The sequence below is a fragment of the Amycolatopsis methanolica 239 genome (assembly GCF_000739085.1).
Taxonomy (GTDB): Bacteria; Actinomycetota; Actinomycetes; order Mycobacteriales; family Pseudonocardiaceae; genus Amycolatopsis_E; species Amycolatopsis_E methanolica.
In genome coordinates this window covers 5,421,215-5,443,394 of record NZ_CP009110.1, presented here as the reverse complement: position 1 = coordinate 5,443,394, position 22,180 = coordinate 5,421,215, and the positions used below count along the sequence as shown (strand labels likewise).

Genomic DNA, 22,180 nt, shown 5'->3' with positions numbered 1-22,180 from the left:
TGCACTCCCACCCTCGGCGTCTGCGCGATGGCGGTGAGCTACCCCGTGGAGCGGCGGGTCAACCGGCCTTCGTGAGACGCGCCTCGCCGAGCGTGGCACGCAGCACCGCGCGGTGGGTCGGCTTCGCCTCCTCGTAACGGCGCCGTCCGGCGTCGGTGAGCGAGACGAAGATGCCGCGCCGGTCCTGCTCGCACATCGCGCGCTCGACCAGGCCCTCCTTCTCCAGGCGGGCGACCAGGCGCGAGGTGGCGCTCTGGCTCAGGTGCACCGCTTCCAGGAGGTCGGCGGAGCGGCACTTGAAGTCGCCGGTCGCGAGCCGTTCGAGGGCCTCGAACTCGCTGACCCCGATGCCGTGCTCGTCCTGCAGGCGGCATTCCAGCTCGCCGAAGACGGTCGCGTGCAGGGCCAGCAACTCGTGCCACTGCTGCACCAGCCGGCCTTCGGCGACGTCACCCATGGCGACACCATAGCATGCACGGGAATTTGATGCAAAGACATTAAATCCTCTTACATTAGATGCGCGCGCATGTAATCTGGCTGCCATGACTTCTCCTGCGCACCTGTCCACCACATCGACGCGGTGGGACGCACGGCTGTGGGCCGTGCTGCTCACGGTGTCCACGGTCGTGGGCCTGGACGCCCTCGACGTTTCGATGGTCGGCGTCGCGCTGCCGTCCATCCAGGCCGACCTCGGCCTGTCCACCAGCGCGTTGCAGTGGGTCGTGAGCGGCTACGTGCTCGGTTACGGCGGGCTGCTCCTGCTCGGCGGCCGCACGGCGGACCTGCTCGGGCGGCGGCGGGTGTTCCTCGTCGCGGTGGCCGTGTTCGCGGTCGCGTCGCTGCTCGGCGGCCTCTTCGACAACGGCGCGCTGCTCATCGCGAGCCGGTTCGTCAAGGGCCTCGCGGCGGCCTTCACCGCGCCGGCCGCGCTGTCGATCATCACCACGACGTTCCAGGAGGGCCCGGCCCGCAACCGCGCCATCAGCATCTTCGCGGTGTTCGGCGCCAGCGGGTACTCGGCGGGCCTGGTGTTCTCCGGGCTGCTGACCGAGGTCGGCTGGCGGTGGACGTTCCTGCTGCCGGTGCCGATCGCGTTGATCGCGCTGGTGTCGGCGATCAAGGTCGTCCCGGCCTACGAGCGGGACCACACGGCGGGCGGCTACGACCTGCCCGGCGCGATCACCGGCGCGGCCGGGTCGCTGCTGCTGGTGTTCGGTGTCGTCGAGGCGCCGGAAACCGGGTGGGCCTCGCCGCAGACGTTGATCACCTTCGTCGTCGCGGCGGCGCTGCTGACCGCGTTCGTGCTGATCGAAAAGCGCAGCAGCCACCCGTTGCTGCGGCTGGGCATCCTGCGCTCCGGGCAGCTGGCGCGGGCGAACCTTGGGGCGGCGCTGTTCTTCGGGGCCTACATCGGGTTCCAGTTCGTGGTGATGCTGTACCTGCAGGACGTGCTGGGGTGGTCGGCGCTGGAGACCGCGCTCGGGTTCCTGCCCGCCGCGCTGATCGTCGCGTTCGGTTCGCCGCGGATCGAGCCGCTGATCGACCGGGTCGGCACGTCGCGCACGATCCTCGGTGGCGTGCTGGCGCACGTGCTCGCGTACGTGCTGTTCCTGCGCGTCGACGAGCACTCGGGGTACGCCGGTTCGTTGCTGCCGAGCATGATCCTGCTCGGCATCGGCTTCACCCTGGCCTTCTCGTCCCTGAACATCCAGGCGACGACCGGCATCAGCGACAACGAGCAGGGACTCGCCGGTGGCCTGCTGAACACGTCACTGCAGGTCGGCGGCGCGATCGGACTGGCGATCGTGACGGCGGTGCTGACGGGCAGCGGTGAGGGCAACCTGCTGACCGGGCTGACCCCGGCGCTGGCGGTGATCAACGGAATCGCGGCGCTCGGACTGCTGATCGCGGTGTCCGGTGTGGTGCGCCCGCGCCGGGCGCCGGAACCGGAACTGGCCCGGGTCTGAGCCATGGGGGTGGTGGGGCCCGTCCTCGGGGGGCCCCAACTCGCGTGACAGCCGGCCGACGCGGCGCAGCCTTGGCTTCGCGCTCGTCGCGCTGGTGACCGTGGTCAACACCCTCGAACCGTTCTTCGCCTGACGCTCGCTGTGGGTTCTCATGGAGGAGACGCAGTACCGTTTCTACCGGCTGCGCGACGACCTCACCTACTACCTGGCCGAGACCCCGCCGGAGCAGGTGGACCGCGAGGTGGTCCGCCGCATGTTCGGCGAATACCAGGGGATCTGGGACTCGCTCGGCGAACGCTGGCTGAGCCACCGCCGTCCGGGGGAAGGCCCCTGAAACCCCGCCCCGCCACCGCTGAAACCGCGTTGAAGCCCTTCTGAAGCCGCCTCCTCCGAAGTTCGTCACCAGCAACGGGACAGCACACGGAGGAGGGGGCTTTGACCACCACCACGACCACCCGGCCATCGAGGTCGCCGGGCTGCGCAAGGCGTTCGGGGACAAGGTCGTGCTCGGCGGGATCGATCTGCGCATCCCGGCCGGCTCGATCTTCGCCCTGCTCGGGCCCAACGGCGCGGGCAAGACGACCATGGTCCAGATCCTGTCGACCTACCTGCGGGCCGACTCCGGCAGCGCCCGCATCGCCGGGCACGACGTCGCCGCGGAAGCCGACCGCGTTCGGGCCGCCATCGGCGTCACCGGGCAGTTCTCCGCCGTCGACAACAAGCTGACCGCCGAGGAGAACTTCTGGCTGATGGCACCTGCACCACCTGCCGAAGGCCGAGGGCCGTCGCAGGGCGGCCGCGCTGCTCGAACGCTTCGACCTGGTCGAGGCACGCAAGAAGCTCGCCGCGGTCTACTCGGGCGGCATGCGGCGCCGCCTGGACCTCGCGATGAGCCTGGGCGGCGAGCCGCGCATCATCTTCCTCGACGAGCCGACCACCGGCCTCGACCCGCGCAGCCGCCACACCATGTGGGAGATCATCCGCGACCTCGTCGCCCGCGGCGTCACTGTCTTCCTCACCACCCAGTACCTGGAGGAGGCCGACGAGCTGGCCGACCGCATCGCGGTGCTCGACCACGGCGTGTTCGTCGCCGAGGGCACCCCGGCCGAGCTCAAGCGCCGCATCCCCGGCGGGCACGTCGAGCTCCGTTTCGCCGACGACCGCGCGCTCGACCTGGCCGCCCGCACGTTCGGCGAGGTCACCCGCGACGACGAGGCCCGCACCCTGCAGATCCCCAGCGACGGCGGCGTCCGCTCGCTGCGCGCGCTGCTCGACGGCATGGATCACGCCGGCATCGAGCCCGAGGGCCTGTCGGTGCACACGTCCGACCTCGACGACGTCTTCTTCGCCCTGACCGGACACCCCACCGAAGAGAAGGTCTCCCGCTGATGTTCACCGACTCCGCCACCATGCTGCGCCGCAACCTCCGCCACGCGCTGCGCTACCCGTCGATGACCGCGAGCGTCGTCGCCGTCCCGATCATGATGCTGCTGCTGTTCAACTACGTGTTCGGCGGCGCGATCGGCAACGGCATCGCGGGCGCCCCGGCCGGCGGCGACTACCTCGGCTACCTCGTGCCCGGCATCCTGCTGCTCACCATCGGCTCGGCCTCGATGCCGGTGGCCGTCGCGATCTGCACCGACCTCACCGAGGGCATCGTGGCCCGTTTCCGCACCATGGCGATCGCCCGCGCGTCCGTCCTCACCGGACACGTCGTCGGCAACGTGATCCAGACCGTGGTGAGCCTCGTGATCGTTCTCGCGGTGGCCGTCGCGATGGGTTTCCGCACCTCGGCCGGCTTCGGCGACTGGCTGCTCGCGGCCGCCGTCCTGCTGCTGCTCACGCTCGGCCTGAGCTGGTTCTCCGCCGCGCTCGGCCAGCTCTCCAAGACGCCGGAGGGCGCCAGCAACGTCGTGTTGCCGATGACCTTCCTGCTGCCGTTCCTGTCCAGCGCCTTCGTGCCGCTGGACTCGATGCCCGCCGGCATCCGCTGGTTCGCCGAGTACCAGCCGTTCACCGCGGTGATCGAGACCCTGCGCGGGTTGCTCGCCGGCACGCCGATCGGCTGGTACGGCTGGGGCGCGGGGATCACCGTCCTCGGCTACTTCTGGTCCAAGCGCCTCTTCAACCGGGAGCCGACCCGCTGAGCAGGTCCAGCGCCGCCAGGCGCAGCTCGTCCGGCCCGTCGGCTTTCTCGGCCGCGGCCCGGAACCCGGCCGGTGTCATGGTGGGCTGGAAGTTGCGCAGGAACCCGAGCCGCTCGGCCAGCGCCACCAGCCGCGCCCCGGTGCGGTCCCCGCGGTCGAGCGCGAGCACCCCGAGCGCGAGCAGAAGAGTGCCGCGCACCGCCATCCCGATCAGGTAGGCGGGCACCTTCGCCGCGCTCTCGCTGAACAACGGCGGGGCCAGCGGCGGGAGCTCGGTGACCAGGTCGGCGACTAGGTCGAGCCTTCCGCGCTGGGCGTGCGCGATCACCGTGACGCAGAGCAGTTCCAGCGTCCACGCGTCCAGGCCGGGCGCATCCGGCAGGGGGAGCACGCCGCTGTCCCGCTGACGGGCCACCGCCTGCCGCCACAGCGCGAGCCCCTCTTGCCCAGCCCGGCCGCGGCAGGCCACCCGCGGCAGCAGGGTCAGTTCGACGGTCACCGGGCCGGCTTGCCGGATCCGCGCGGCGTCTTCTCCTGGCTGAGCGCGACCCACCGCAGCTTCTCCTGCTCGCGGCGCGGCAGCCCGGAAACGACCAGGTCGTAGGAGTCCTCGACCATCTCGCGCACCAGATCCTCGGGCACGCCGCCGTCCAGCACGACGGTGTTCCAGTGCCGCTTGTTCAGGTGGTACCCGGCGGTGATCTCCGGGTGGTCGCGGCGCAGCTGCACCGCCAGGTCCGGATCGCACTTGAGGCTGACCCGCAGCGGCTTCGACTCGAGCGGGCTGAGGGCGAACATCTTGCCCGCGACCTTGAACACGCTGTTGGCCTCGCCGAACGGGAACTCCTCGCGTGCCCCCGGCAGCGACAGGCACAGTCGTTTGAGTTCGCCTAACGTCATGGGTTCAGGCTAGCCACGTGCGGCCGCGTCCAGGATGCGGTCGAGCCCGAACTCGAAGCGGCGGGTGAACTCGTTGTCCACGAGGTGCGGCAGCACGCGGGCCAGCGCAGGGTGGCTGTCCGGGGTGACCGCGGACTCCAGCAGGCCGGCCACCGCGCCCGTCGCGCCCTGCTCCTCCTGCGTGAGGCCGAGCGTGAAGTAGAGGATCGTCCAGCAGGTCCAGCCCGCGTCGCGCGGTTCGAGGCCGCCGTCGAGCAGGGCGGCGACCAGCGCTTCCGCGGCGCGCAGGGTGGCCGGCTCGGCGACGAACGTTCCGGCGACGACGAACGCACCGTCCCGGTGCGCCAGCAGCGCACGGCGGAACCGGTGGGCCAGCTCGGTGGTGCGGTCCCGCCAGTCGTCCGGGAGCCCGTCGAGGGAGATGCCGGCGAAGATCGCGTCGGCCATCAGCTCACGCAGCCGCGCCTTGGTCTTGACGTGCCAGGAGACGGTGTTGAGCCGGACACCGAGCCGCCGCGCGACGGCGCGCAGGCTGACGGCCTCCAGGCCCTCTTCGTCGAGCAGGGCGAGCGCGACCCGGACGATCTCGTCGCGCCGGCTGTCGCCGTTCCGGGTGATCACCGGGCGATGCTAGCCAGGTCGCCGTCAGGGGTGCTGATCAGGCTCGCCGCGGGGGGTCACGTCCGCGCTGTGGCCGTCGGGGCGGATGAGGGCCGTGTCAAGTGCGGCCCAGTCCGGCCGGTCGCCCAGCGGGCGTCCGTGGTGGACGACGGCGCCGGGGGTGGCGGGACCTGGCTCGTCGCGGAAGTCCAGCAGAACCGGGCGTCCCGCGTGCAGGAGCCGGAAGGGGTAGCGGACGGACAGACCGGACAGAGGCTCGGCGAGCGCCCTGGCGAACGTTGGCTGTTCGGCGATGAGGGTGCTGAGCAGCGACCGCAGCCGGCGGCCGTCCGGGGTGAACGCGGTCATCAGCGCGGTCTGCGCCTGGGTGTGTTCCAGGAGTTCGGCGCCGACCGGGTGGCCTTCGTCGTGGTAGGTGTCGAGCAGGTCGTCGGGCGCCTCGCCGCGAACCACGGCCCCCAGCTGCCAGCCGAGGTTCATCGCGTCCTGCAGGCCGACGTTGAGCCCGACGCCGCCGGCCGGCATGTGCGTGTGGGCGGCGTCGCCGGCGAGCAGGACGCGTCCCCGGCGGTAGCGGGTGGCCTGGCGGCGGGCGTTGGAGAACCGGGACAGCCAGGCGGGGGAGTGCATGCCGAAGTCCCGGCCGTCGATGGCGGTGACCTTGGCGCGCAGCTCGCCGAGGGTGAGTTCGCCGGGGTGGTCGGCGCGGACGTCGCCAGGACTGTGGCCGGCCAGCCGGTGCAGGCCGCCGGGCAGCGGGACGGCCAGGAGCAGGCCGTCCGCGGTCGCGCGGCTGTAGGAGCCCGCGGACGGCGGGTCGGTCAGCACGACGTCCCCGATCCAGCCGTAGACGGACGCGGACGTGTCGGGGAAGTCGATCCCCGCTGCGGCGCGGACGGTGCTGCGGGTGCCGTCGCAGCCCACGACGTACGCGGCGGCGACCGCCACGATCACCTCGCCGGGGTGTTCGGTGAGGCCGGTGACGCGGTGGCCGCGCCGGATGTCCGCGTCCGCCTCGCACGCGTGGTCTGCCAGCAGTTCCTCGGTGCGTGCCTGCAGGAGCGCCAGCGTGATCGGGAAATCGGTGTCGAGCAGGGCGAAGTCCAGGCGGTCGTCGAGTACGGCGAAATGCCCCTGCGGGACCGGGATCCCTTCGGCCAGGAACGGCTGCTCGACGCCGCGTGAGGGCAGCACCTCGATGGTGCGCGGGTAGATGGTGAGGGCCTTCGAGTGCGAGTCCCGTTCGGTGCGCTGTTCGAGGACGGTGACTTCGGCGCCCGCGAGGCGGAGTTCCGCGGCCAGCGACAGCCCGGTCGAGCCCGCTCCGACGATGACGATGTTCTTGGTCGCTGACCAAACATAGCCTAGGGTGGGTCGATGACCAAGAGTGAGATGCCGCAGTACGCCAACCCGGCCGGGCTCTTCGCGCTGCCGGAGATGTTCAGCCTGTCCGTCGCCGTGCCCGCGTCGCGGCTGGTGTTCCTGTCCGGGCAGGTCGCCTGGAACGTCGACGGGGAACTCGTCGGCGAGGGTGACTACGGCGCGCAGGTGGAGCAGATCGTGCGGAACATCGACATCGCGCTCGCCGCGGCGGGCACGAGTCGTGAGCACCTGGTGAAGCACACGATCTACGTCGTGGGGTACCGGCCGGAGCTGGCGGAGGCGATCCTCGCGCCGTTGCGTGCCGGGGTGACGACGCGTTCGGCGAGCACGCTCGTCGGCGTCCAGGCCCTGTTCGACCCCCGCTACCTGGTCGAAATCGATGCGGTTGCCTGGATCCCTTGACGCATTCCCATATGGGTATATATTTGGTGCATGGCAAGGGCAGCGACTACGGCGGACGCGTTCAACGCGGTGGCCGAACCGCGGCGGCGGCAGATCCTCGATCTGCTGGCCGGCGGGGAGAAGCCGGTGAACGACCTGGTGTCGGTGCTCGGGCTCGCCCAGCCGCTGGTGTCGAAGCACCTGCGGGTCCTGCGGGAGGTGGGTTTGGTGGAGGTTCGCGACTCGGGACGGCAGCGGGTCTACCGCATCAACGCCCGCCCGCTGAAGGACATCCACGAGTGGGTCAGTGGTTACCAGAGGTTGTGGGACGAGCGGTTCGACCGCATGGACGCGGTGTTGGAAGAACTCAAGGAACTGGAGGACGGAGATGAGCACGATGACGACTAGCGGTACGGCGAAGGTCACGCTCCCGGCGGACAACCAGGTTCAGATCGTGCGTGAGTTCAACGCGCCCGCGCGACTGGTGTGGAAGGCGTGGACCACGCCGGAGCTGGTGAAGCGCTGGTGGTCGGGCGAGCGTGGCGAGGTCACGTCCGTCGAGGTCGACCTGCGGGTCGGCGGGAGATGGCGCAACGCCATGATCGCGGACGGCGGTTTCGAGGTCGCTTTCCACGGCGAGTACCGGGAAATCGTGCCGCACGAGCGGATCGTGTCGACCGAGGTGTTCGAAGGCATGCCCGGTGCGGAGTCGCTGAACACGCTGACGCTGACCGAACACGAGGGGCGCACCACGCTGACCGTGCTGGCCGAGTACCCGAACAAGGAAACCCGCGACGGGCACCTGGAGTCCGGCATGGAGGGCGGCATGCAGGAGGCGCTGGACCGGCTGGAGCAGGTGGCGGTGTCGCTGGCCTGACGGCTGGTGGTGTTCCTGGGGCAGGGGCCTGGGGGTCGCTGTCGGGGTGCTGGCCGGAGGGCAGGTGGTTGCCTCAGGGCTGGTGGTCTCGCCCGGCACTGAGGGGCCGGCCTGGCGCTGCTGCTGGTGCTGGGGGTTGCCGCTGGGGTTGCTGCTGGTGCTGCTGGGCTGACGGCTGGTGGTGGTTGCCCGAGGGGCTGGGGGTCCGGTCTGGGGCTGCTGCTGGTGCCGGCGTTGCTGGTCTGAGGCGGGTGCTGGCGGCGGTGTTGCCAGGGGCGCTGGTGGTGGCGTTGGCGTAGTCCTCGCTGCTTCGGTGGCGGTGCTTCGAGGTTCTGGGTTCGATGGGCCTCGCGTAGCGGGGCCCATCGACATGTGCGCCGCGGATGCCGCGGGCGCCAAGGGTGGGCTCTGCCCGGTGGGGTGGGTCGCGCGGCCGGGTTCAGAGCGTGGGCGCACCTTTCGGTCGGCGCCTGCCCGCTTGAGCAGGTTCCGCCACAGTGAAGGTTCTGCCAGGCCGCGGCGAGGGTTCCGCCCGGCCGTGGCGAAGGTACCCGAGCGCGGCGAAGGTGCCGCCCCGGCAGCGCTCAGCAAGTCTCCGCTCCGCCGGGGCGGGGATTTGCCCGCGCCTGCTGGCCCGCCTGGGGTTCCGCCCGGAGGTGCGTGTCCGGGCGGAACCGGGGCCGGTGCGGGGTTGCCGCGGGGTCAGGCGCGCAGGACTCCTTGTGCCACCAGCGTTTCCCGCAGGCGGGCGATGATCGGCACCTGGCCCTTGACGAGCAGTTCCGCGGCGCGCTCGGGCGTGGTCCACTCGATGCGGTCGACCTCCGGGAACTCCTGCACGCGGCCGGAGCCCTTCGGCCACTCCATCTCGAACGTGTTGCTGGCGAAGCCTGCCAGGTCGAAGTCGCCCTCCGCGGCGAACGTCGTGATGACCTTGCCGCTCGGCTGGCGCACCTCGCCCAGCTCCAGGATCTCGCCCGTGAGGACGGGCTCGCCAACCTCCTCGGCGAACTCGCGCCGTGCCGCGGGCAGCGGATCCTCGTCGGCGTACTCGCCCTTCGGGATGGACCAGGCCCGCTCGTTCTTGCGCGCCCAGAACGGACCGCCCATGTGCGCGATGAGCACCTCCACCCCACCGTTGCCGGTCAGGCGGTACAGCAGGAACGCCGCGCTCTTCCTGGGCACCGGGTCACCACTGGTCGTAGTGCAGGACCTCGGACAGCGGCTGGCGCTTCGCCGGCTTGAACGTCTCGCCGGTGTAGAACGCCGTCGGGATCAGCGCAGCCTGCCGGACGTGGTCCGGTATGCCCAGCAGTTCAGCGGCCTCCTTCTCGTAGACCAGGTGCAGCGATGTCCACGCGGTGCCGAGCCCGAGGGTGCGCGCGGCGAGCATGTAGCTCCAGACCGCGGGGAGGATCGAGCCCCACAAGCCGGCCTGGTTGCCCTCGGGCAGCTTGCCACCCGGCACGTGGATCGCCGGGACCAGCAGCACCGGCACCTCGGCCATGTGCTCGGCCAGGTAGTCGGCGCTGTTCATCACCCGGTGCTGGGTGGCGGCGCGGTCCGTGTCGCCCGGATAGCGCTCCTCCGGCGCGGGGCCCAGGTCGCGGTACGCCTTGTAGGACTTCGCGTACAGCTCCGCCAGCTTGGCGCGCTTGCCGGCGTCGGTGACCACGACCCAGTGCCAGTCCTGCCGGTTCGACCCGGTCGGCGCCTGCAGCGCGAGGGTGATCGCGCGCTCGATGAGCTCGCGCGGCACGGGCCGCGACAGGTCCAGCCGTTTGCGCACGCTGCGGGTGGTGGTCAACAGCTCCTCAGGTGTCATGACCCCGATCCTGGCACGCGCCCCTGGGACCGGCGTCGGTCCCCGAGGCAGGCCCGTCGAGGTGCCCTGCTCGGGGCGGACAAGTGGGTGCGTGGTGGGCGAGGTCGGGAGGGGGCGGCGGTGTGCGTGGTGGTGATGTTGGGGTTGGTGTTCGTCGGAGGTGGGCTGGGTCGAGGGTTGGTCGTGGGGAATGCGGAGAGGTGGGGTGGGTGCGCGTGAGCTGATGTGGAGGTGGCGATGCTGTGGGTGGTGTCCACCGACGGCTGGGGTGGGTGGACGGCACGCAGGTGGGGGTGGGCACGAGATCGTGAGCGGGATGCGGTGGCGGGCGTGGCGGGTGACAATGCCGGGGCCGGGATTCGCCTAGGGCAAGGAGGCCTGAGATGGCCGGGCACACCTATCGCGTCACCGAGATCGTCGGCTCGTCCAGTGAGAGTTTGGACGCCGCCATTCGTGGGGGGATCGAGCGTGCGGCGCAGACGTTGCGGGGGTTGGACTGGTTCGAGGTGACCGAAATACGGGGACACATCGAGAACGGGGCGATCGGTCACTTCCAGGTCGGGCTGAAGGTCGGGTTCCGGCTGGAGGACGCGGACTGAGCTGGCCAGGGCGCGCACGACGCCCAGCAGGGCGGTGCGGATGCGGACCGTCCACTTGGGACTGCGGTGGGTTGTCGGGTTCATGCCGATCACGTTAGGGACGGGGACCGACAAAAACCTGTGCTGGGCGGAAAATCGCCACCCTATCGAGTCGAATCGGTTGAATCACCTGACTGGAGCAACAGGTATACCCGCGTGCGGGGCGCATCGGTAGGAACTCAGGGCAGCGAAACGCTGGGAGTGAGCCTCAACGACGAGGCGCGATGCCAGGCGCGGGCCATCGAGACAGCGCATAGCCGCGCGGGTCTCAGCGGCACAGCGCAGAGCCCGGAGCAGCGCTCAATGAACCAAGCCTTGACGCCCCTCCGGGCCGGGACGAGGTACCTACAACGAGCCGAGCAACCCGCACAGACCCGATCGAACCGGCATCAATCGGTCGACAGCGCCTGCAGCAGGTCACCGATCTTGGGCTCGTCCAGGGACCTTGCCACGTCCGCTTGCGCGACGATCCCCACCAGGTCGTGGCCGTCGATCACCGGGAGCCGCCGGACCTGGTGTTGCGACATCGTGCGCAGGATATCCTCCGCATCGTCGTCGTCGGCGCCGATCGTGACCGCCTCGCCCTGCGCGAGCTCCCCGGCGCTCACGGCACGCGGGTCCTTGCCCTCCGCCAGCACTTTCACCACGATGTCCCGATCGGTCAGCATGCCCTTGAGCTGGTTGTCCTCACCGCAGATGGGCATCGCCCCCACCTGCAGGTCCGTCATCCGCTTCGCGGCGTCGAGCACGGTGTCGCTCGTCCGCACGCACTCGGGTTCCGGCGTCATGATTTCGCGAGCCTTGGTCATCTCTGCCTGCCTTCGGATGCACTCGAACTGGGCACTCGCCGTCATACCCGCACCTGGTTGGTTTACTCGTCCCATGTCCGAGATCGAGGTCCACCACGACGTCACCACCGGCGGCGACCTGGCCCACCACTACGCCCGGGGCGAGTCCCGGCCCATCACCGTCGTCGGCAACCCGGTGCTGCACCAGCCGTGCGCCGACGTCACCGAGTTCGGCGCCGACCTGGCCCAGCTGGTGTCCGACATGTTCGTCAGCATGCGCACCGCCAGCGGCGTCGGCCTCGCGGCCAACCAGATCGGCGTTCCGCTGCGCGTGTTCGTCTACCTGTGCCCGGAGAGCTACGCACGCAGCGACGGCGAGCTGTGGCACGCCGGTCACGTCGTGAACCCCGTCATCGAGGTCGCCGGCGACGAGACCGGCGCCCACCCCGAAGGCTGCCTGTCGGTGCCCGGCGCCAGGGCCGTCGTCGAACGCGCCGCCCAGGTCACCGTCCGCGGCTTCGACCTCACGGGCAACCCCGTCGCCGTGCCTGGCCGCGACCTGCTCGCCCGCTGCTTCCAGCACGAGACCGACCACCTCAACGGCCGCCTCTACATCGACCACCTCACCCCGGAGGGCCGCGAGACGGCGCTGGCAGAGATGAGCGAACCGGCCTACCCCGTCGTCACAACGGACGCCGCCACTCGACCGTGACCCGGCCCGGCTCGCGGCACACGACCGCGTCCCCGGACACCTCAGCCAGTGCCCGCTCCACGCCGGCCACCCGCTCGTCCGGCACCGCGCACCGCACGTGCAGCCGGATCTCCTCGCCGGACAGCGCCAGCTCGACCTCCTCCGCGCCGCCGCCCGGCACCGCGGTGGCGCGCAGGAAGTCGCGCAGCACCTGGGTGACCTCGGCGGTGACCTCCTCCGGCGGCTCGATGTCGAGGTCGCCGGTCAGGACGAGCCCCGGTGCGCGCCCGTGGGTCGTCTCCAGCTCCCCGACCACGTCGCTGACCTGCGCGCGCAGCGCCGGGCGGGTCCGCGTCGCGGCCGTGCCGTAGACGGAGCTCCGCAGCGCCGAGATCGTGCGGTCGATGCCGCTGATCGCGGTGGCCATCACCGGGCCGGACCGGGGGAACCGGGCGGCCGCGGACTGCAGGTCCAGCGTGATGCCGTAGAGTCGGCGGATCGCCGTGTCGCCGAGCGTGCGGGCGATCCGGTCGGTCTCCTCCAGCCGGGCGATCCGGTTCGCCGACGCCGCCACCTGTTCGGCCTCCGACAGGATCCGCACCCGCATCGCCTCGACCGCTTCGCCGAGCCGCACCACCTCTTCCAGCCCGGTGGCCTCGACCTCGCGGTGCAGGTCGCCGGCGGCCACCTCGCGCACCTGCGCCACCAGCCGGTTCAGCGGCGTGATGAGCGATCGGCGCAGGATGACCACGCTCGCGATTCCGAGTACGAGCGCCAGACCCACGCAGAGCCCGGTGGTCAGGTTCGCGGCGGCGTTCGCGCGGCGCGAAGATTCCAGCCGGGCCGCGATGAGCTGGTCGAGGTGGTTGCCCAGGGCAGCCAGCCGGGCGCGCAGGGTATCGGACAAGGCCTTGCCCAGCTGCCCGTCCGCGACGGTGCCGTCCGCGCGGACCTGCGCGATCGACGGCTCGGCCACCCGGGTGCGCCACTCGGCGCCCACTGCGCTGACTTCGCCGAGGAGAGCGATCGTGTCCGCGTCGTCGGCCATCAGCCGTCTGAGGTCGCCCTCCGCTCCGGCGACCGCCGCTTGTCCCGTTTCGTAGGGTTGCAGGAATTGCGGATCACGCGTGAGCAGAAAACCGCGCTCGCCCGTTTCCATGTCCACGTAACCCTTGCCGAGCGCGGCGACCGCGACCTGCGCCGGGCGCAGCGTGTCCCGCACCCGCGAACCGACGTCTGTCACGTGGACGCGGGCCGCGGTGGTGACGATCGCGGTGGTGGTGAGCAGCAGGAGCAACCCGCTCCCGAGCACGATCACCTGCCACCGCAAAGTCCGCGGCCGGAATCGCGGAATGGTCACGAAACACGATAACCCGCATCACCGGAAACCGAGAGCGCCGTTTTCCCCGTCATCACCGCGGCACCGGCCGTAGCCGATCGCCAATGCGATCCCGATCTGGCACGCGGCAGACGCGCTGGTCACCTCGGCGCTGTCTGGTGAACGACCACGCCGTGCGCCCTGGCGGAGATCGGGGCACGAAGACGACGAGCGCGACGGCGCCGGCCGCGGGGAGCCGGTAGTCCGGAGTGGACAGTCGCGTCAGCGGGTGGACGACCGCCAGGTCCAGGCCTCGGTGAGCACGCCGCCGAGCACCGGCCCGCACACCGCCGCCAGTCCCATGCCGGGGCCGGTCGCGCCCAGCGCGCGGGACAGCGCCGGGCCGGTGAACATCGCGCGGGTCAGCCCGATGGTCTGCGGGATGCTCACCGCCGCGACGCGCCCTGAGCGGCCCGGAACACGATCAACGCGGTGGCGCCCGGCGCGGGCGCGCACGCCAGCGAGGTGAGCAGGAACGCCGTCACCCCGAGCCGGAACACCCGGCGGCGCCCGGCGAGGTCGCACACCGGCGCGCTGCACCGGTACCTGACGACCCGGCTCGCGCTGACCGCCATCATGCACCTGGAGACCGCGCCGCTCCTGCGGACGCTGTAAGCGGACGCGCCGTTGGTCTCCCCGGCCGGCGCGGCTTCGGTCCGCGCCGGCCGGGGGCGGCCCGTGCGATAGCGGGCCCGCGCACGCGCGCCTCGGCGACCGGACCGGCGCGCGCGGTGTGGAGCCGGGCGCGGCGGATCGGGCGGGCATCGCGTGGAGTTTCGGTGCACTCCACTGTCGTCCGCGAACGGGCGCCAGTCAAAGTATTTTCCGGTGTGGTGTCGATCCGCGGGCCCGCAGTTCGTGTAGAGGGTGGAAACCGACCCGAGGAGGGACCATGACGCACTACCTGCTCACGATCTACCAGCCCGACGGCGAGCCGCCCGCGCCGGAGATCCTCGAGCCGATCATGAAGAACGTCGCGGCGTTCCAGGAGGAGCTGCGGGCCGCGGGCGCCTGGGTGTTCAACGGTGGTCTGCACCCGCCGGACACCGCGACCGTCGTGCGCGCGCAGGACGACGACGTCCTCGTCACCGACGGGCCCTACCTGGAGGGCAAGGAGCACGTCGGCGGGTTCACCGTGATCCGCGCGGCCGACCTGGACGAGGCGCTGGAGTGGGGCCGCAAGCTGACGCGGGCGACCACACTGCCCATCGAGGTCCGGCCGCTGGTCGACGGGTCCTGCGGTTGACCGAGGAGATCGCCCGCGTCTTCCGGGAGGAGTACGGGCGCGCGGTGGCCGTCCTGGTCCGCGTTTTCGGCGACATCGACGTCGCCGAGGAGGCGGTCCAGGACGCGTTCACCACGGCTGTGCGGCGGTGGCCCGAGGACGGGATCCCGCCGAGCCCGGCGGGCTGGATCATCACGACCGCCCGCAACCGCGCCGTGGACCGGTTGCGGCGCGAGGCGATCCGCGACGATCGGCAGGCCCGCGCGGCACTGCTGCACGCCCGCGACGAGCCGGTGGAGGAGGGTGCCGTGCCTGACGAACGGCTCCGGCTGATCTTCACGTGCTGCCACCCGGCGCTCGCCCCGGCCGCGCGGGTGGCGCTCACCCTGCGGCTGCTCGGCGGACTGGCGACCGCCGAGATCGCGCGGGCGTTCCTGGTGCCGGAGAAGACGATGGCGCGGCGGATCGTGCGCGCGAAGGGCAAGATCCGCGCCGCCCACATCCCGTACCGGGTGCCGGACGAGGCGGACCTGCCGGACCGGCTGCGGGCCGTGCTCGCGGTGCTGTACCTGGTGTTCAACGAGGGCTACACGGCCCGGCGCGCCGGCCTGTGCGCCGAGGCGATCCGGCTGACGCGGGTGCTGGCCGGGCTGATGCCGGACGAGCCGGAGGTGCTGGGGCTGCTCGCGCTGATGCTGCTGACCGAGTCGCGCCGCGCCGCCCGCACCGGCCAGGGCGGGGAGCTGGTGCTGCTGGCCGACCAGGACCGGAGCCGGTGGGACCGGGACCTGATCGCTGAGGGACAGGCGCTGGTGCGCCGGTGTCTGCGGCGTGGACGGCCGGGGCCGTACCAGATCCAGGCCGCGATCAACGCGGTGCACAGCGACGCGCCGACCGCCGCGGAGACCGACTGGTGGCAGGTGGTGGAGCTGTACGACCAGCTCATGGCGGTCGCGCCGTCCCCGGTGACGGCTCTGCACCGGGCGGTCGCGGTGGCGGAGGTCGACGGACCCGCGGCCGGGCTGGCGCTCGTGGAGCGCCTGCGGCTGACCGAGTACTACCTGTTCTACGCGATCCGGGCGGACCTGCTGCGCCGCCTGGACCGGCGGGAGGAGGCGGCGCGGGCCTACGAGGAAGCCCTGCGGCGGACGGAGAACGCGCCCGAGCGGGAGTTCCTCACCCGCCGGCTGCGGGAGACCGGCGGGTGAGGAACCCCGGTCACACCTGCCGCGCCCCCGCGCGGCCGGCTTCGATGACGAAGCTCGCCCGCGTCTGGACGGGCGCGCCGGGGCGCGTCACGTAGTCCACGATGCGGTAGTCGGCGGTCCACGAATCCCGCGTGATGGTATTCCGGACGTAGCCGCGCTTGCGGTTGATGAACTTGATGTGCGGGTTCTCCGCGAGCTGCACGCGGTCACCGGCGTTCTGGTCGGTCCCGTCGCCGCCGGAGGAAATCGACGTGCCCACCAGCTCCGTCGCGACCGTCGCCGACGCCGGGTCCTCGAAGTCGGCCTTCACGTCGGCCACGTAGTTCGCGTGCACGTCGCCCGTGATCACCACCGGGTTGCTCGCCTGCGCCAGCTTCGAGCGCACCAGGTTGCGCTCCACGTAGTAGTTGTCCCAGGCGTCGTCGCTGAACGAGTCGGCGGTACCTGACGTGAAGTCGCGCTGGGAGAAGAACACCTGCTGCGCCAGGACGTTCCACCGCGCGGTCGGTCCGGACAGGTTGCGCAGCAGCCACTCCTTCTGCTGCGCGCCCAGGATCGTGCGGGACGGGTCCAGCCGCGCGTCGCCCGCGACCTGGTCGTCGCGGTACTGGCGGGTGTCCAGCAGGTGCACGTCGACCAGGTCGCCGAAGGTGAGCCTGCGGAAGATGCGGATGTCCGGCCCGGACGGGCGCTGGGCGCGGCGCAGCGGCATGTGCTCCCAGTACGCCTGGAACGCTTGCGCCCGCCGCTGCCGGAACACGGCCGGGTCCTGGTCGGGCTCGGTGTCCGGCTGCGAGATGTCGCCAGCCCAGTTGTTCTCCACCTCGTGGTCGTCGAACACGACCGCCCACGGGAACGCGGCGTGCGCGGCCTGCAGGTCCGCGTCGCCCTTGTACTGGGCCAGCCGGACGCGGTAGTCGGCCAGGTTGAAGGTTTCCGCGGCGGGGGTGTGCCCGCGGCCGATGCTGCCCTGCCCGCTGCCCTCGTAGATGTAGTCGCCGAGGAACGCCACCAGATCCAGGTCCTCCTGCGCGAGGTGGGCGTGCGCGGTGTAGAAGCCGTCCGGGTAGTTCTGGCAGCTGGCGAACGCGAACGAGAACCTGTCCAGCCGCGCGCCCGGCCGCGGCGCCGTCTTCGTGCGGCCCACCGGGCTGATCTCGTTGCCCACGCGGAAGCGGTAGAAGTACTCGGCGCCGGGCCGCAGGCCGGACACCTCGGCGTGCACCGTGTGCGCGGACTCCGGCCGCGCGATCTCGGCGCCCGCGCGCACCACGTGCCCGAACCGCTCGTCCGCGGCGACCTGCCACTCGACGGGCACGGCCTCGACGGCATGCCGCCGAGGCCGTCGGCGGCCAGCGGCTCCGGCGCGAGCCGCGTCCACAGCACGACGCCGTCGGGCAGCGGGTCGCCGGACGCGACGCCGAGGGTGAACGGGTCGCGCACGGGGCTGGCGGAGGCGGTGCCCCAGCCGGCGAAGGCAGCGGCGCCGAGCGCGGCGCCACCGGCTATCAGAACCTGACGGCGGGTGGGGGAGAGGTCGGTCATGCGTCACCTTTTCGGGGATTCGGGAGGAAAGGCGCGCACACGCTAAGCACCCCGGGTGGCCGCTGCCCGAATCCCTGGTGGACGGGACATTGATGATCGTGCTTGTCACATCACGGTTCGATCACCCCGGGTAGCGCGCTGCCCCGAAAGGACGATCAGCTGGTTGTGCGACTGATGATCGAGATGGCCGTGCTGGTACCGGCCGTGGCGACGGCGTTCTGGTTCGGCCGCCGGTCGGCCCTGCCGCGCTGCGGCGGTGAGCCGGCGCCCGCGTTCCGCCTCGAGGCCCAGCCGCAGCAGTGGTACCGCCTCACCAACACCGGCCCGGTCCTCGCCACCGGGGTCCGCGTCGACTTCGGCGACCGCTACGACCGCGTCCTCACCCGCCGCCTGCCCGATGTGCTCGACCTCGGGCCGGGCGAGTCCGTCACCTTCCTGATGCTGGGCACCTGGGCGACCCCGCGGCCTGCCGAACTGCGCGTGAGCTGCGCGGAACTGCCCAAGCCCGCCCTCGTGCCGGTGCCCGAAGGCGCCGAGCCGCTCGCGTCCTGACCCGCCGGTACTAGCTTGGTACCGAGGAGGCCGACGTGGAGCGCCTCCGGTCGCGAGGAGGGACATGGCTTCCGTTTCCCGGATCGGCCTGGTCGTGCACGGCGGCAAGGAGGCCGCGCGGCGCACCGCGGGCGAGGTCCGCGCCTGGGCGGCCGCCCGCGGCATCCCGTGCACCGACATCGACGTCTGGGACGACTTCGACGGCCACCGGCTGCACGCCAGGGAGGAGGCCGAGCGCGCGGGAAACCCGGACCTGATCGTCACCGTCGGCGGTGACGGCACCTTCCTGCGCGGGGTGCGGGTGGCGGCGCCGGTCGGGTCGCTGGTGCTCGGCGTGAACGTGGGCCGCGTCGGGTTCCTCACCGAGGTCGCCACCGAGGACGTGGTCGCCGCGCTGGACGCGGTGAACGACGGCGCCTTCCAGGAGGACTCGCGGATGACGCTCACCATGTGCGCGTCCAGGCCGCTGAGCATCCCGAAGGGCATCGAGCCGATGCTGCGCTACGGCCGCGGCCCGGCGCTGCCGCCGCCCAACACGCGGCGGGCCCCGTCCGACGGCGACGGCATCCAGCTCGACCTGCTGGGCCTCAACGACATCGTGGTGGAGAAGCTGGCCCGCGACCGGCAGGCGAGCCTCGCGGTGTACGTGGACGGGCGGCAGTTCGCCGTCTACTCGACCGACGCGTTCGTCGTGGCGTCCTCGACCGGATCGACCGCCTACAGCTTCTCCGCGGGCGGCCCGATCGTCTCCCCCGGCCTGGACGCGCTGGTGTTCACGCCGGTCGCGCCGCACATGGTCTTCAACCGCAGTGTCGTGCTGGCGCCGCAGCAGCGGGTCGGCATCCGGGTGCTGGAGCAGTCCGGGGAGGCCGCGGTGAGCGTCGACGGGCAGCTGCGGGGCGTGCTGGAGCCGGGCGACTGGATCACCGTGCAGGCGGCGAGCCGGCGTGCGCGGCTGGTCCGCCTCGACGAGCCGGACTTCCTGTGCCGGGTGCGCGACCGCTTCGGGCTGGCCGATTCGGTCGCCGCCCTCGCGGACGAACGGCCCACGCGCTGATCGCAGTCCGTGGGAGCATGGGGTGTGCCTCGCCTCGACACCGCGATCCCGCTGATCGGCCGCGACCCCGAGCTGGACACCCTGCGTGCCGCGCTCGACCGGGCCAGGGCGGGCCACGCGGGGGCGGTGCTGCTGGCCGGTGACGCCGGGGTCGGCAAGTCGCGGCTGCTCGGTGAACTGGCCGGGGACGCCGACGGGGTGACCGTGCTGTCCGGGCGTTGTCTCGACGTCGGCGAGGCGGGGCTGCCGTACCTGCCCTTCGCCGAGGCGCTGGGCGGGCAACGGGAGGCGGCGGAGCGGTGGCCGGTGCTCGGGCGCCTGCTGCCCGGCCTCACCCAGCCCGAGCCCGCCGACCAGACGGTGGAACGGCTGCGGCTGTTCGACGCGGCGCACGCGCTGCTGGTGGAACTCGCCGCGCGCGGCCCAGTGCTGCTCGCGCTGGAGGACCTGCACTGGGCCGACGCCTCGACCCGGGACCTCGTGTTGTTCCTGCTGTCCCGGCTGGACACCCAGCGGCTGCTGGTGGTCGCCACCTACCGCACCGACGACCTGCACCGCCGCCACCCGCTGCGCCCGCTGCTCGCGGAGGTGTCCCGGCTGCCCGCGGTGGCCCGGATCGAGCTGGCCCCGCTCGGCGCGGCCGACACGGTCGCGTTCGTGTCCGCGCTCGCCGAAGGCGCGTTGCCTGACGCCATCGTGCGCACCGTCGCGGAACGCTCCGAGGGCAACCCGTTCTTCTGCGAGGAACTGACCGCTGCGGTGCGCCGGGGCGCGAACCTGCCCGAGGGACTGGCCGAACTGCTGCTGGCGCGCGTGGAACGGCTCAGCCCTGAGGCGCGGCGCGTGGCCCGCGCGGTCTCCGGCGCGACGCAGCTCGTCGCGCACGCCAGCCTGGGCACGGTCTGCGGGCTGGACGAGGACACCTTGGAGACCGCGTTGCGCGAGGCCGTGCTGCACAACGTCCTCGTCGCCGCGCAGGACGGCTACGCGTTCCGGCACGCGCTGCTGCGCGAAGCGGTCTACGACGACCTGCTGCCCGGGGAGCGGGTCCGGCTGCACGCCGCGTTCGCCCGCCTGGCCGCGGCGAACGGCACCGCGGCCGCGCTCGCGCACCACAGCTTCCGCAGCCACGACCTGCCGACCGCGCTCGCCGCGTCGGTGCGGGCCGCGGACCAGGCGGTCGGGATGCAGGCGCCGGGCGACGCGCTGCACCACCTCGAGCAGGCGCTGCAGCTGTGGGAGGCGGTGGACGAGCCGGAGCGGATCAGCGGGCGGGACCAGCTGGCGCTGCTGCGCTCGGCGGCCGCGATGGCGGACACCGCGGGCGAGGCCGACCGCGCCGTGACGTACGCGCGCTCGGCGGTGACCGAGGCGGACCTGCGCGACGACCCCGAGCTGGCCGCCGACACGCGGCACCAGCTGGCGATCGCGTTGATCCCGTTCGACGTGCACCGCGGCGAGGTGTCCAAGGCGGTCGCCGAGGCGTGGGAGCTGGTGCGCGACCGCCCGGCGAGCGTCGTGCGCGCCCGGGTCCTCGCGCTGCGGGCCCGCGCCTGGGTGTGGGGCGTGCCGGACGTCGACGTCGACGAGCTGCGCGGCCACGTCCGGCAGGCGGTCGCCGACGCGCGTGCGGCCGGGGCGCCCGAGGTCGAGGCCGACGGGATGGTCACGCTCGCCGCGTTCGAGGACTGGCAGGGCAACGTCGAGCTGTCCACGCGCCTCGGCCTGGCCGCCGCGGAGCGCGCGGCCGAGATCGGCGCGGTCCGGGTGGAGCTGCGGGCGCTGCACAACGTCACCTGCAACCTGCTGGTGATCGGGGACCTGCCCGGTGCGGCGCGGATGGCCGCGCGGGCGTGGCAGCGCGCGGAACGGGCCGGGCTCGGCTGGAGCAACGTTGGCGTCGAAGCTCGCACAAGCGAGCTGTTCGACCTGTACGTGCTCGGGGACTGGGACACCGCGCTCGCCCGCGCCGAGGTGCCGGGCGCGCCGCGGTTCGCGCGGGCCAGGGTCGGGTCGTACTCCGCGCCGATCCTGGCCGCGCAAGGGCGGTTCGCCGAGGTCGAAGACCTCGCGGCGCGGCTGGCCGACCAGCGCGACGACGCGCGCACGGGCGTGCTGCTGGGGATCGCGCTGGCCGAGGCCGCCCAGTGGCAGGGCGACGCCGAGCGGGCCGTCGCGGAGATCCGGACCGTGATCGAGCGACTGCATGCGCTGACCCGGTCCAGCCTCGCCGACCTGCGGTGGGCGGTCGTCACCGGGGTGTCCGCGCTGGCCGACCTCGCCGAGGAGGCCCGGCGCCGCGGCGGGGACGCCGGTGAGCTGGTCGGCCAGGGCGAGGAGCTGGCCGCCGCCGCGGAGCCGGTGTCGTCGGTGCAGGTCCGGCTCGAGGGACGCAGCCCGGACACGCGCGTGCCGACCGCGCGGCTCGCCGCGGAGCTGAACCGCTTGCGCGGCGCGGACGATCCGGCCGCGTGGGCGGTCGCGGTCGACGAGGCCGCGCCCCTGCCGTACTGGCAGCTGATCGCCCGGTGGCGGTGGGCCGCGGCCCTGCTGGCGCACGGCGAGCGGGACGCGGCCGCCGAGCAGGTCCGGCTGGTGCACGACGCCGCGACCGAGCTGGGCGCGGAACCGTTGCGGTCCGCGGTGGCGGAACTGGCCCGGCGCGGCAGGCTGACCGCCGCGGCCGCGCCCGCCGACGACGTGCTGACCCCGCGTGAACGGTCCGTGCTGGAACTGGTCGCGGGCGGGCTGACCAACCGCCAGGTCGGCGAGCGCCTGTTCATCAGCGAGAAGACCGCGAGCGCGCACCTGTCGCGCGTCATGGCCAAGCTGGGTGCTGGGAGCCGCGCCGAGGCGGTTTCCCTGGCGCACCAGCGTGGTCTGCTCGGTTAGGTGCCGTTGAGCAGCTGCTTGTCACGCGGTTCCGGGGCCGGCGCGGACAGTCCGCACCATTCCCGGAGGCCACGGTGCGCGGCATCCACCGCGATCTTTGTCAGA

At 72.3% G+C, this 22,180-nt stretch carries 24 protein-coding genes and 2 pseudogenes; 14 read left to right on the top strand and 12 right to left on the bottom strand.

Translation table 11 applies throughout. The annotated features are described in order from the left end of the window. Positions 1 to 58: 58 nt before the first annotated feature. Positions 59 to 457 (bottom strand): MarR family winged helix-turn-helix transcriptional regulator, encoded by a 399-nt coding sequence (locus AMETH_RS26465; protein ID WP_017984216.1) that lies wholly within the window; start codon positions 455 to 457, stop codon positions 59 to 61. An 85-nt stretch (positions 458 to 542) separates the two neighbouring features. Between AMETH_RS26465 and AMETH_RS26460 the strand changes: the two genes are divergently transcribed. The 4 genes and pseudogenes from AMETH_RS26460 to AMETH_RS26445 all read left to right on the top strand — a co-directional run bounded on the left by AMETH_RS26460 (position 543) and on the right by AMETH_RS26445 (position 4,114). After that, complete coding sequence (locus tag AMETH_RS26460) at positions 543 to 1,967, top strand: MFS transporter (RefSeq protein ID WP_026153391.1); 1,425 nt, start codon at positions 543 to 545, stop codon at positions 1,965 to 1,967. 151 nt (positions 1,968 to 2,118) lie between these two features. After that, positions 2,119 to 2,301, top strand: a complete 183-nt coding sequence (locus AMETH_RS26455; RefSeq protein WP_017984214.1) for a hypothetical protein — start codon at positions 2,119 to 2,121, stop codon at positions 2,299 to 2,301. A gap of 127 nt (positions 2,302 to 2,428) precedes the next feature. Next, positions 2,429 to 3,356 (top strand): annotated as a pseudogene (locus AMETH_RS42775) (ATP-binding cassette domain-containing protein). After that, entirely contained in the window at positions 3,356 to 4,114 is a 759-nt protein-coding gene (locus AMETH_RS26445) for an ABC transporter permease (RefSeq protein WP_017984212.1), read from the top strand. Before AMETH_RS42775 ends, AMETH_RS26445 begins: the two are co-directional and overlap by 1 nt. On the opposite strand, the gene AMETH_RS26440 is transcribed toward AMETH_RS26445, so the two are convergent. Genes AMETH_RS26440 through AMETH_RS26425 form a run of 4 tightly spaced genes read right to left on the bottom strand, consistent with a single transcriptional unit; the run spans position 4,092 to position 7,129 of the window. Then, positions 4,092 to 4,613 (bottom strand): hypothetical protein, encoded by a 522-nt coding sequence (locus tag AMETH_RS26440; RefSeq protein ID WP_017984211.1) that lies wholly within the window; start codon positions 4,611 to 4,613, stop codon positions 4,092 to 4,094. The two genes, AMETH_RS26445 and AMETH_RS26440, sit on opposite strands and share 23 nt — an antisense overlap. Beyond that, complete coding sequence (locus tag AMETH_RS26435) at positions 4,610 to 5,014, bottom strand: MmcQ/YjbR family DNA-binding protein (protein ID WP_017984210.1); 405 nt, start codon at positions 5,012 to 5,014, stop codon at positions 4,610 to 4,612. The genes AMETH_RS26440 and AMETH_RS26435 overlap by 4 nt, the downstream gene beginning before the upstream one ends. 9 nt (positions 5,015 to 5,023) lie before the next feature. Beyond that, positions 5,024 to 5,635: a TetR/AcrR family transcriptional regulator C-terminal domain-containing protein gene (locus tag AMETH_RS26430; RefSeq protein ID WP_017984209.1), complete on the bottom strand. Its 612-nt coding sequence runs from the start codon at positions 5,633 to 5,635 to the stop codon at positions 5,024 to 5,026. 24 nt (positions 5,636 to 5,659) lie between these two features. Further along, a complete protein-coding gene (locus AMETH_RS26425) occupies positions 5,660 to 7,129 on the bottom strand; it encodes an FAD-dependent monooxygenase (RefSeq protein ID WP_156131869.1) in 1,470 nt (489 codons plus the stop codon). Here AMETH_RS26425 and AMETH_RS26420 point away from each other — a divergent pair. The 3 genes from AMETH_RS26420 to AMETH_RS26410 are packed head-to-tail and all read left to right on the top strand — an operon-like array spanning position 7,013 to position 8,276. Further along, positions 7,013 to 7,420: a RidA family protein gene (locus tag AMETH_RS26420; protein WP_017984207.1), complete on the top strand. Its 408-nt coding sequence runs from the start codon at positions 7,013 to 7,015 to the stop codon at positions 7,418 to 7,420. The two genes, AMETH_RS26425 and AMETH_RS26420, sit on opposite strands and share 117 nt — an antisense overlap. 30 nt (positions 7,421 to 7,450) lie before the next feature. After that, positions 7,451 to 7,807 carry an ArsR/SmtB family transcription factor gene (locus AMETH_RS26415; protein WP_026153388.1) on the top strand — a complete coding sequence of 119 codons (357 nt, stop codon included), beginning with the start codon at positions 7,451 to 7,453 and terminating at the stop codon, positions 7,805 to 7,807. After that, positions 7,797 to 8,276, top strand: a complete 480-nt coding sequence (locus AMETH_RS26410; RefSeq protein WP_017984205.1) for an SRPBCC family protein — start codon at positions 7,797 to 7,799, stop codon at positions 8,274 to 8,276. The genes AMETH_RS26415 and AMETH_RS26410 overlap by 11 nt, the downstream gene beginning before the upstream one ends. A gap of 702 nt (positions 8,277 to 8,978) precedes the next feature. Here the strand turns inward: AMETH_RS26410 and AMETH_RS26405 are convergent. Continuing rightward, the gene (locus tag AMETH_RS26405) at positions 8,979 to 9,461 is read right to left on the bottom strand and encodes an NUDIX hydrolase (RefSeq protein WP_017984204.1); all 483 of its coding nucleotides are present in this window, start codon (positions 9,459 to 9,461) and stop codon (positions 8,979 to 8,981) included. A gap of 4 nt (positions 9,462 to 9,465) precedes the next feature. Beyond that, positions 9,466 to 10,101: a nitroreductase family protein gene (locus AMETH_RS26400; protein ID WP_017984203.1), complete on the bottom strand. Its 636-nt coding sequence runs from the start codon at positions 10,099 to 10,101 to the stop codon at positions 9,466 to 9,468. 383 nt (positions 10,102 to 10,484) lie between these two features. On the opposite strand from AMETH_RS26400, the gene AMETH_RS26395 reads away from it, so the two are divergent. Then, a complete protein-coding gene (locus AMETH_RS26395) occupies positions 10,485 to 10,700 on the top strand; it encodes a dodecin (protein ID WP_017984202.1) in 216 nt (71 codons plus the stop codon). A 428-nt stretch (positions 10,701 to 11,128) separates the two neighbouring features. Here the strand turns inward: AMETH_RS26395 and AMETH_RS26390 are convergent, their stop codons facing one another. Then, entirely contained in the window at positions 11,129 to 11,548 is a 420-nt protein-coding gene (locus AMETH_RS26390) for a CBS domain-containing protein (protein WP_017984201.1), read from the bottom strand. Between the two features lie 73 nt (positions 11,549 to 11,621). On the opposite strand from AMETH_RS26390, the gene def reads away from it, so the two are divergent. Then, entirely contained in the window at positions 11,622 to 12,239 is a 618-nt protein-coding gene (gene def / locus AMETH_RS26385; RefSeq protein ID WP_017984200.1) for a peptide deformylase, read from the top strand. On the opposite strand, the gene AMETH_RS26380 is transcribed toward def, so the two are convergent. From AMETH_RS26380 to AMETH_RS38200, 3 genes are all read right to left on the bottom strand, one after another. Continuing rightward, positions 12,211 to 13,578, bottom strand: coding sequence for a CHASE3 domain-containing protein (locus AMETH_RS26380; protein WP_223842937.1), 1,368 nt, complete (start codon positions 13,576 to 13,578; stop codon positions 12,211 to 12,213). The two genes, def and AMETH_RS26380, sit on opposite strands and share 29 nt — an antisense overlap. Positions 13,579 to 13,818: 240 nt before the next feature. Further along, a complete protein-coding gene (locus AMETH_RS38205; protein WP_017984198.1) occupies positions 13,819 to 13,986 on the bottom strand; it encodes a hypothetical protein in 168 nt (55 codons plus the stop codon). Next, positions 13,983 to 14,171, bottom strand: coding sequence for a hypothetical protein (locus AMETH_RS38200; protein ID WP_156131728.1), 189 nt, complete (start codon positions 14,169 to 14,171; stop codon positions 13,983 to 13,985). Before AMETH_RS38200 ends, AMETH_RS38205 begins: the two co-directional genes overlap by 4 nt. A 317-nt stretch (positions 14,172 to 14,488) precedes the next feature. Between AMETH_RS38200 and AMETH_RS26370 the strand changes: the two genes are divergently transcribed. After that, positions 14,489 to 14,842, top strand: a complete 354-nt coding sequence (locus AMETH_RS26370; RefSeq protein WP_017984196.1) for a YciI family protein — start codon at positions 14,489 to 14,491, stop codon at positions 14,840 to 14,842. Beyond that, entirely contained in the window at positions 14,839 to 16,029 is a 1,191-nt protein-coding gene (locus AMETH_RS26365; RefSeq protein ID WP_017984195.1) for an RNA polymerase sigma factor, read from the top strand. Before AMETH_RS26370 ends, AMETH_RS26365 begins: the two co-directional genes overlap by 4 nt. A 10-nt stretch (positions 16,030 to 16,039) precedes the next feature. On the opposite strand, the pseudogene AMETH_RS26360 reads toward AMETH_RS26365, so the two are convergent. Beyond that, positions 16,040 to 17,574, bottom strand: a pseudogene (locus AMETH_RS26360) (alkaline phosphatase D family protein). Positions 17,575 to 17,748: 174 nt separating this feature from the next. On the opposite strand from AMETH_RS26360, the gene AMETH_RS26355 reads away from it, so the two are divergent. The 3 genes from AMETH_RS26355 (at position 17,749) to AMETH_RS26345 (ending at position 22,075) form a co-directional block, all read left to right on the top strand. Further along, positions 17,749 to 18,126: a hypothetical protein gene (locus AMETH_RS26355; protein ID WP_017984193.1), complete on the top strand. Its 378-nt coding sequence runs from the start codon at positions 17,749 to 17,751 to the stop codon at positions 18,124 to 18,126. 64 nt (positions 18,127 to 18,190) lie between these two features. Further along, positions 18,191 to 19,183 carry an NAD(+)/NADH kinase gene (locus AMETH_RS26350; RefSeq protein ID WP_017984192.1) on the top strand — a complete coding sequence of 331 codons (993 nt, stop codon included), beginning with the start codon at positions 18,191 to 18,193 and terminating at the stop codon, positions 19,181 to 19,183. Positions 19,184 to 19,207: 24 nt separating this feature from the next. Next, a complete protein-coding gene (locus AMETH_RS26345; protein WP_017984191.1) occupies positions 19,208 to 22,075 on the top strand; it encodes a helix-turn-helix transcriptional regulator in 2,868 nt (955 codons plus the stop codon). Positions 22,076 to 22,180 lie beyond the last annotated feature (105 nt).

Bases quoted from the DNA above. Each gene is read 5' to 3' on its own strand.
- AMETH_RS26455 (WP_017984214.1), top strand. From the start codon at position 2,119: ATGGAGGAGACGCAGTACCGTTTCTACCGGCTGCGCGACGACCTCACC.
- AMETH_RS26460 (WP_026153391.1), top strand. From the start codon at position 543: ATGACTTCTCCTGCGCACCTGTCCACCACATCGACGCGGTGGGACGCA.
- def (WP_017984200.1), top strand. From the start codon at position 11,622: ATGTCCGAGATCGAGGTCCACCACGACGTCACCACCGGCGGCGACCTG.
- AMETH_RS26370 (WP_017984196.1), top strand. From the start codon at position 14,489: ATGACGCACTACCTGCTCACGATCTACCAGCCCGACGGCGAGCCGCCC.
- AMETH_RS26465 (WP_017984216.1), bottom strand. From the start codon at position 457: ATGGGTGACGTCGCCGAAGGCCGGCTGGTGCAGCAGTGGCACGAGTTG.
- AMETH_RS26415 (WP_026153388.1), top strand. From the start codon at position 7,451: ATGGCAAGGGCAGCGACTACGGCGGACGCGTTCAACGCGGTGGCCGAA.
- AMETH_RS26390 (WP_017984201.1), bottom strand. From the start codon at position 11,548: ATGACCAAGGCTCGCGAAATCATGACGCCGGAACCCGAGTGCGTGCGG.
- AMETH_RS26400 (WP_017984203.1), bottom strand. From the start codon at position 10,101: ATGACACCTGAGGAGCTGTTGACCACCACCCGCAGCGTGCGCAAACGG.
- AMETH_RS26395 (WP_017984202.1), top strand. From the start codon at position 10,485: ATGGCCGGGCACACCTATCGCGTCACCGAGATCGTCGGCTCGTCCAGT.
- AMETH_RS26445 (WP_017984212.1), top strand. From the start codon at position 3,356: ATGTTCACCGACTCCGCCACCATGCTGCGCCGCAACCTCCGCCACGCG.
- AMETH_RS26410 (WP_017984205.1), top strand. From the start codon at position 7,797: ATGACGACTAGCGGTACGGCGAAGGTCACGCTCCCGGCGGACAACCAG.
- AMETH_RS26435 (WP_017984210.1), bottom strand. From the start codon at position 5,014: ATGACGTTAGGCGAACTCAAACGACTGTGCCTGTCGCTGCCGGGGGCA.
- AMETH_RS26355 (WP_017984193.1), top strand. From the start codon at position 17,749: ATGATCGAGATGGCCGTGCTGGTACCGGCCGTGGCGACGGCGTTCTGG.
- AMETH_RS26350 (WP_017984192.1), top strand. From the start codon at position 18,191: ATGGCTTCCGTTTCCCGGATCGGCCTGGTCGTGCACGGCGGCAAGGAG.
- AMETH_RS38200 (WP_156131728.1), bottom strand. From the start codon at position 14,171: ATGGCGGTCAGCGCGAGCCGGGTCGTCAGGTACCGGTGCAGCGCGCCG.
- AMETH_RS26420 (WP_017984207.1), top strand. From the start codon at position 7,013: ATGACCAAGAGTGAGATGCCGCAGTACGCCAACCCGGCCGGGCTCTTC.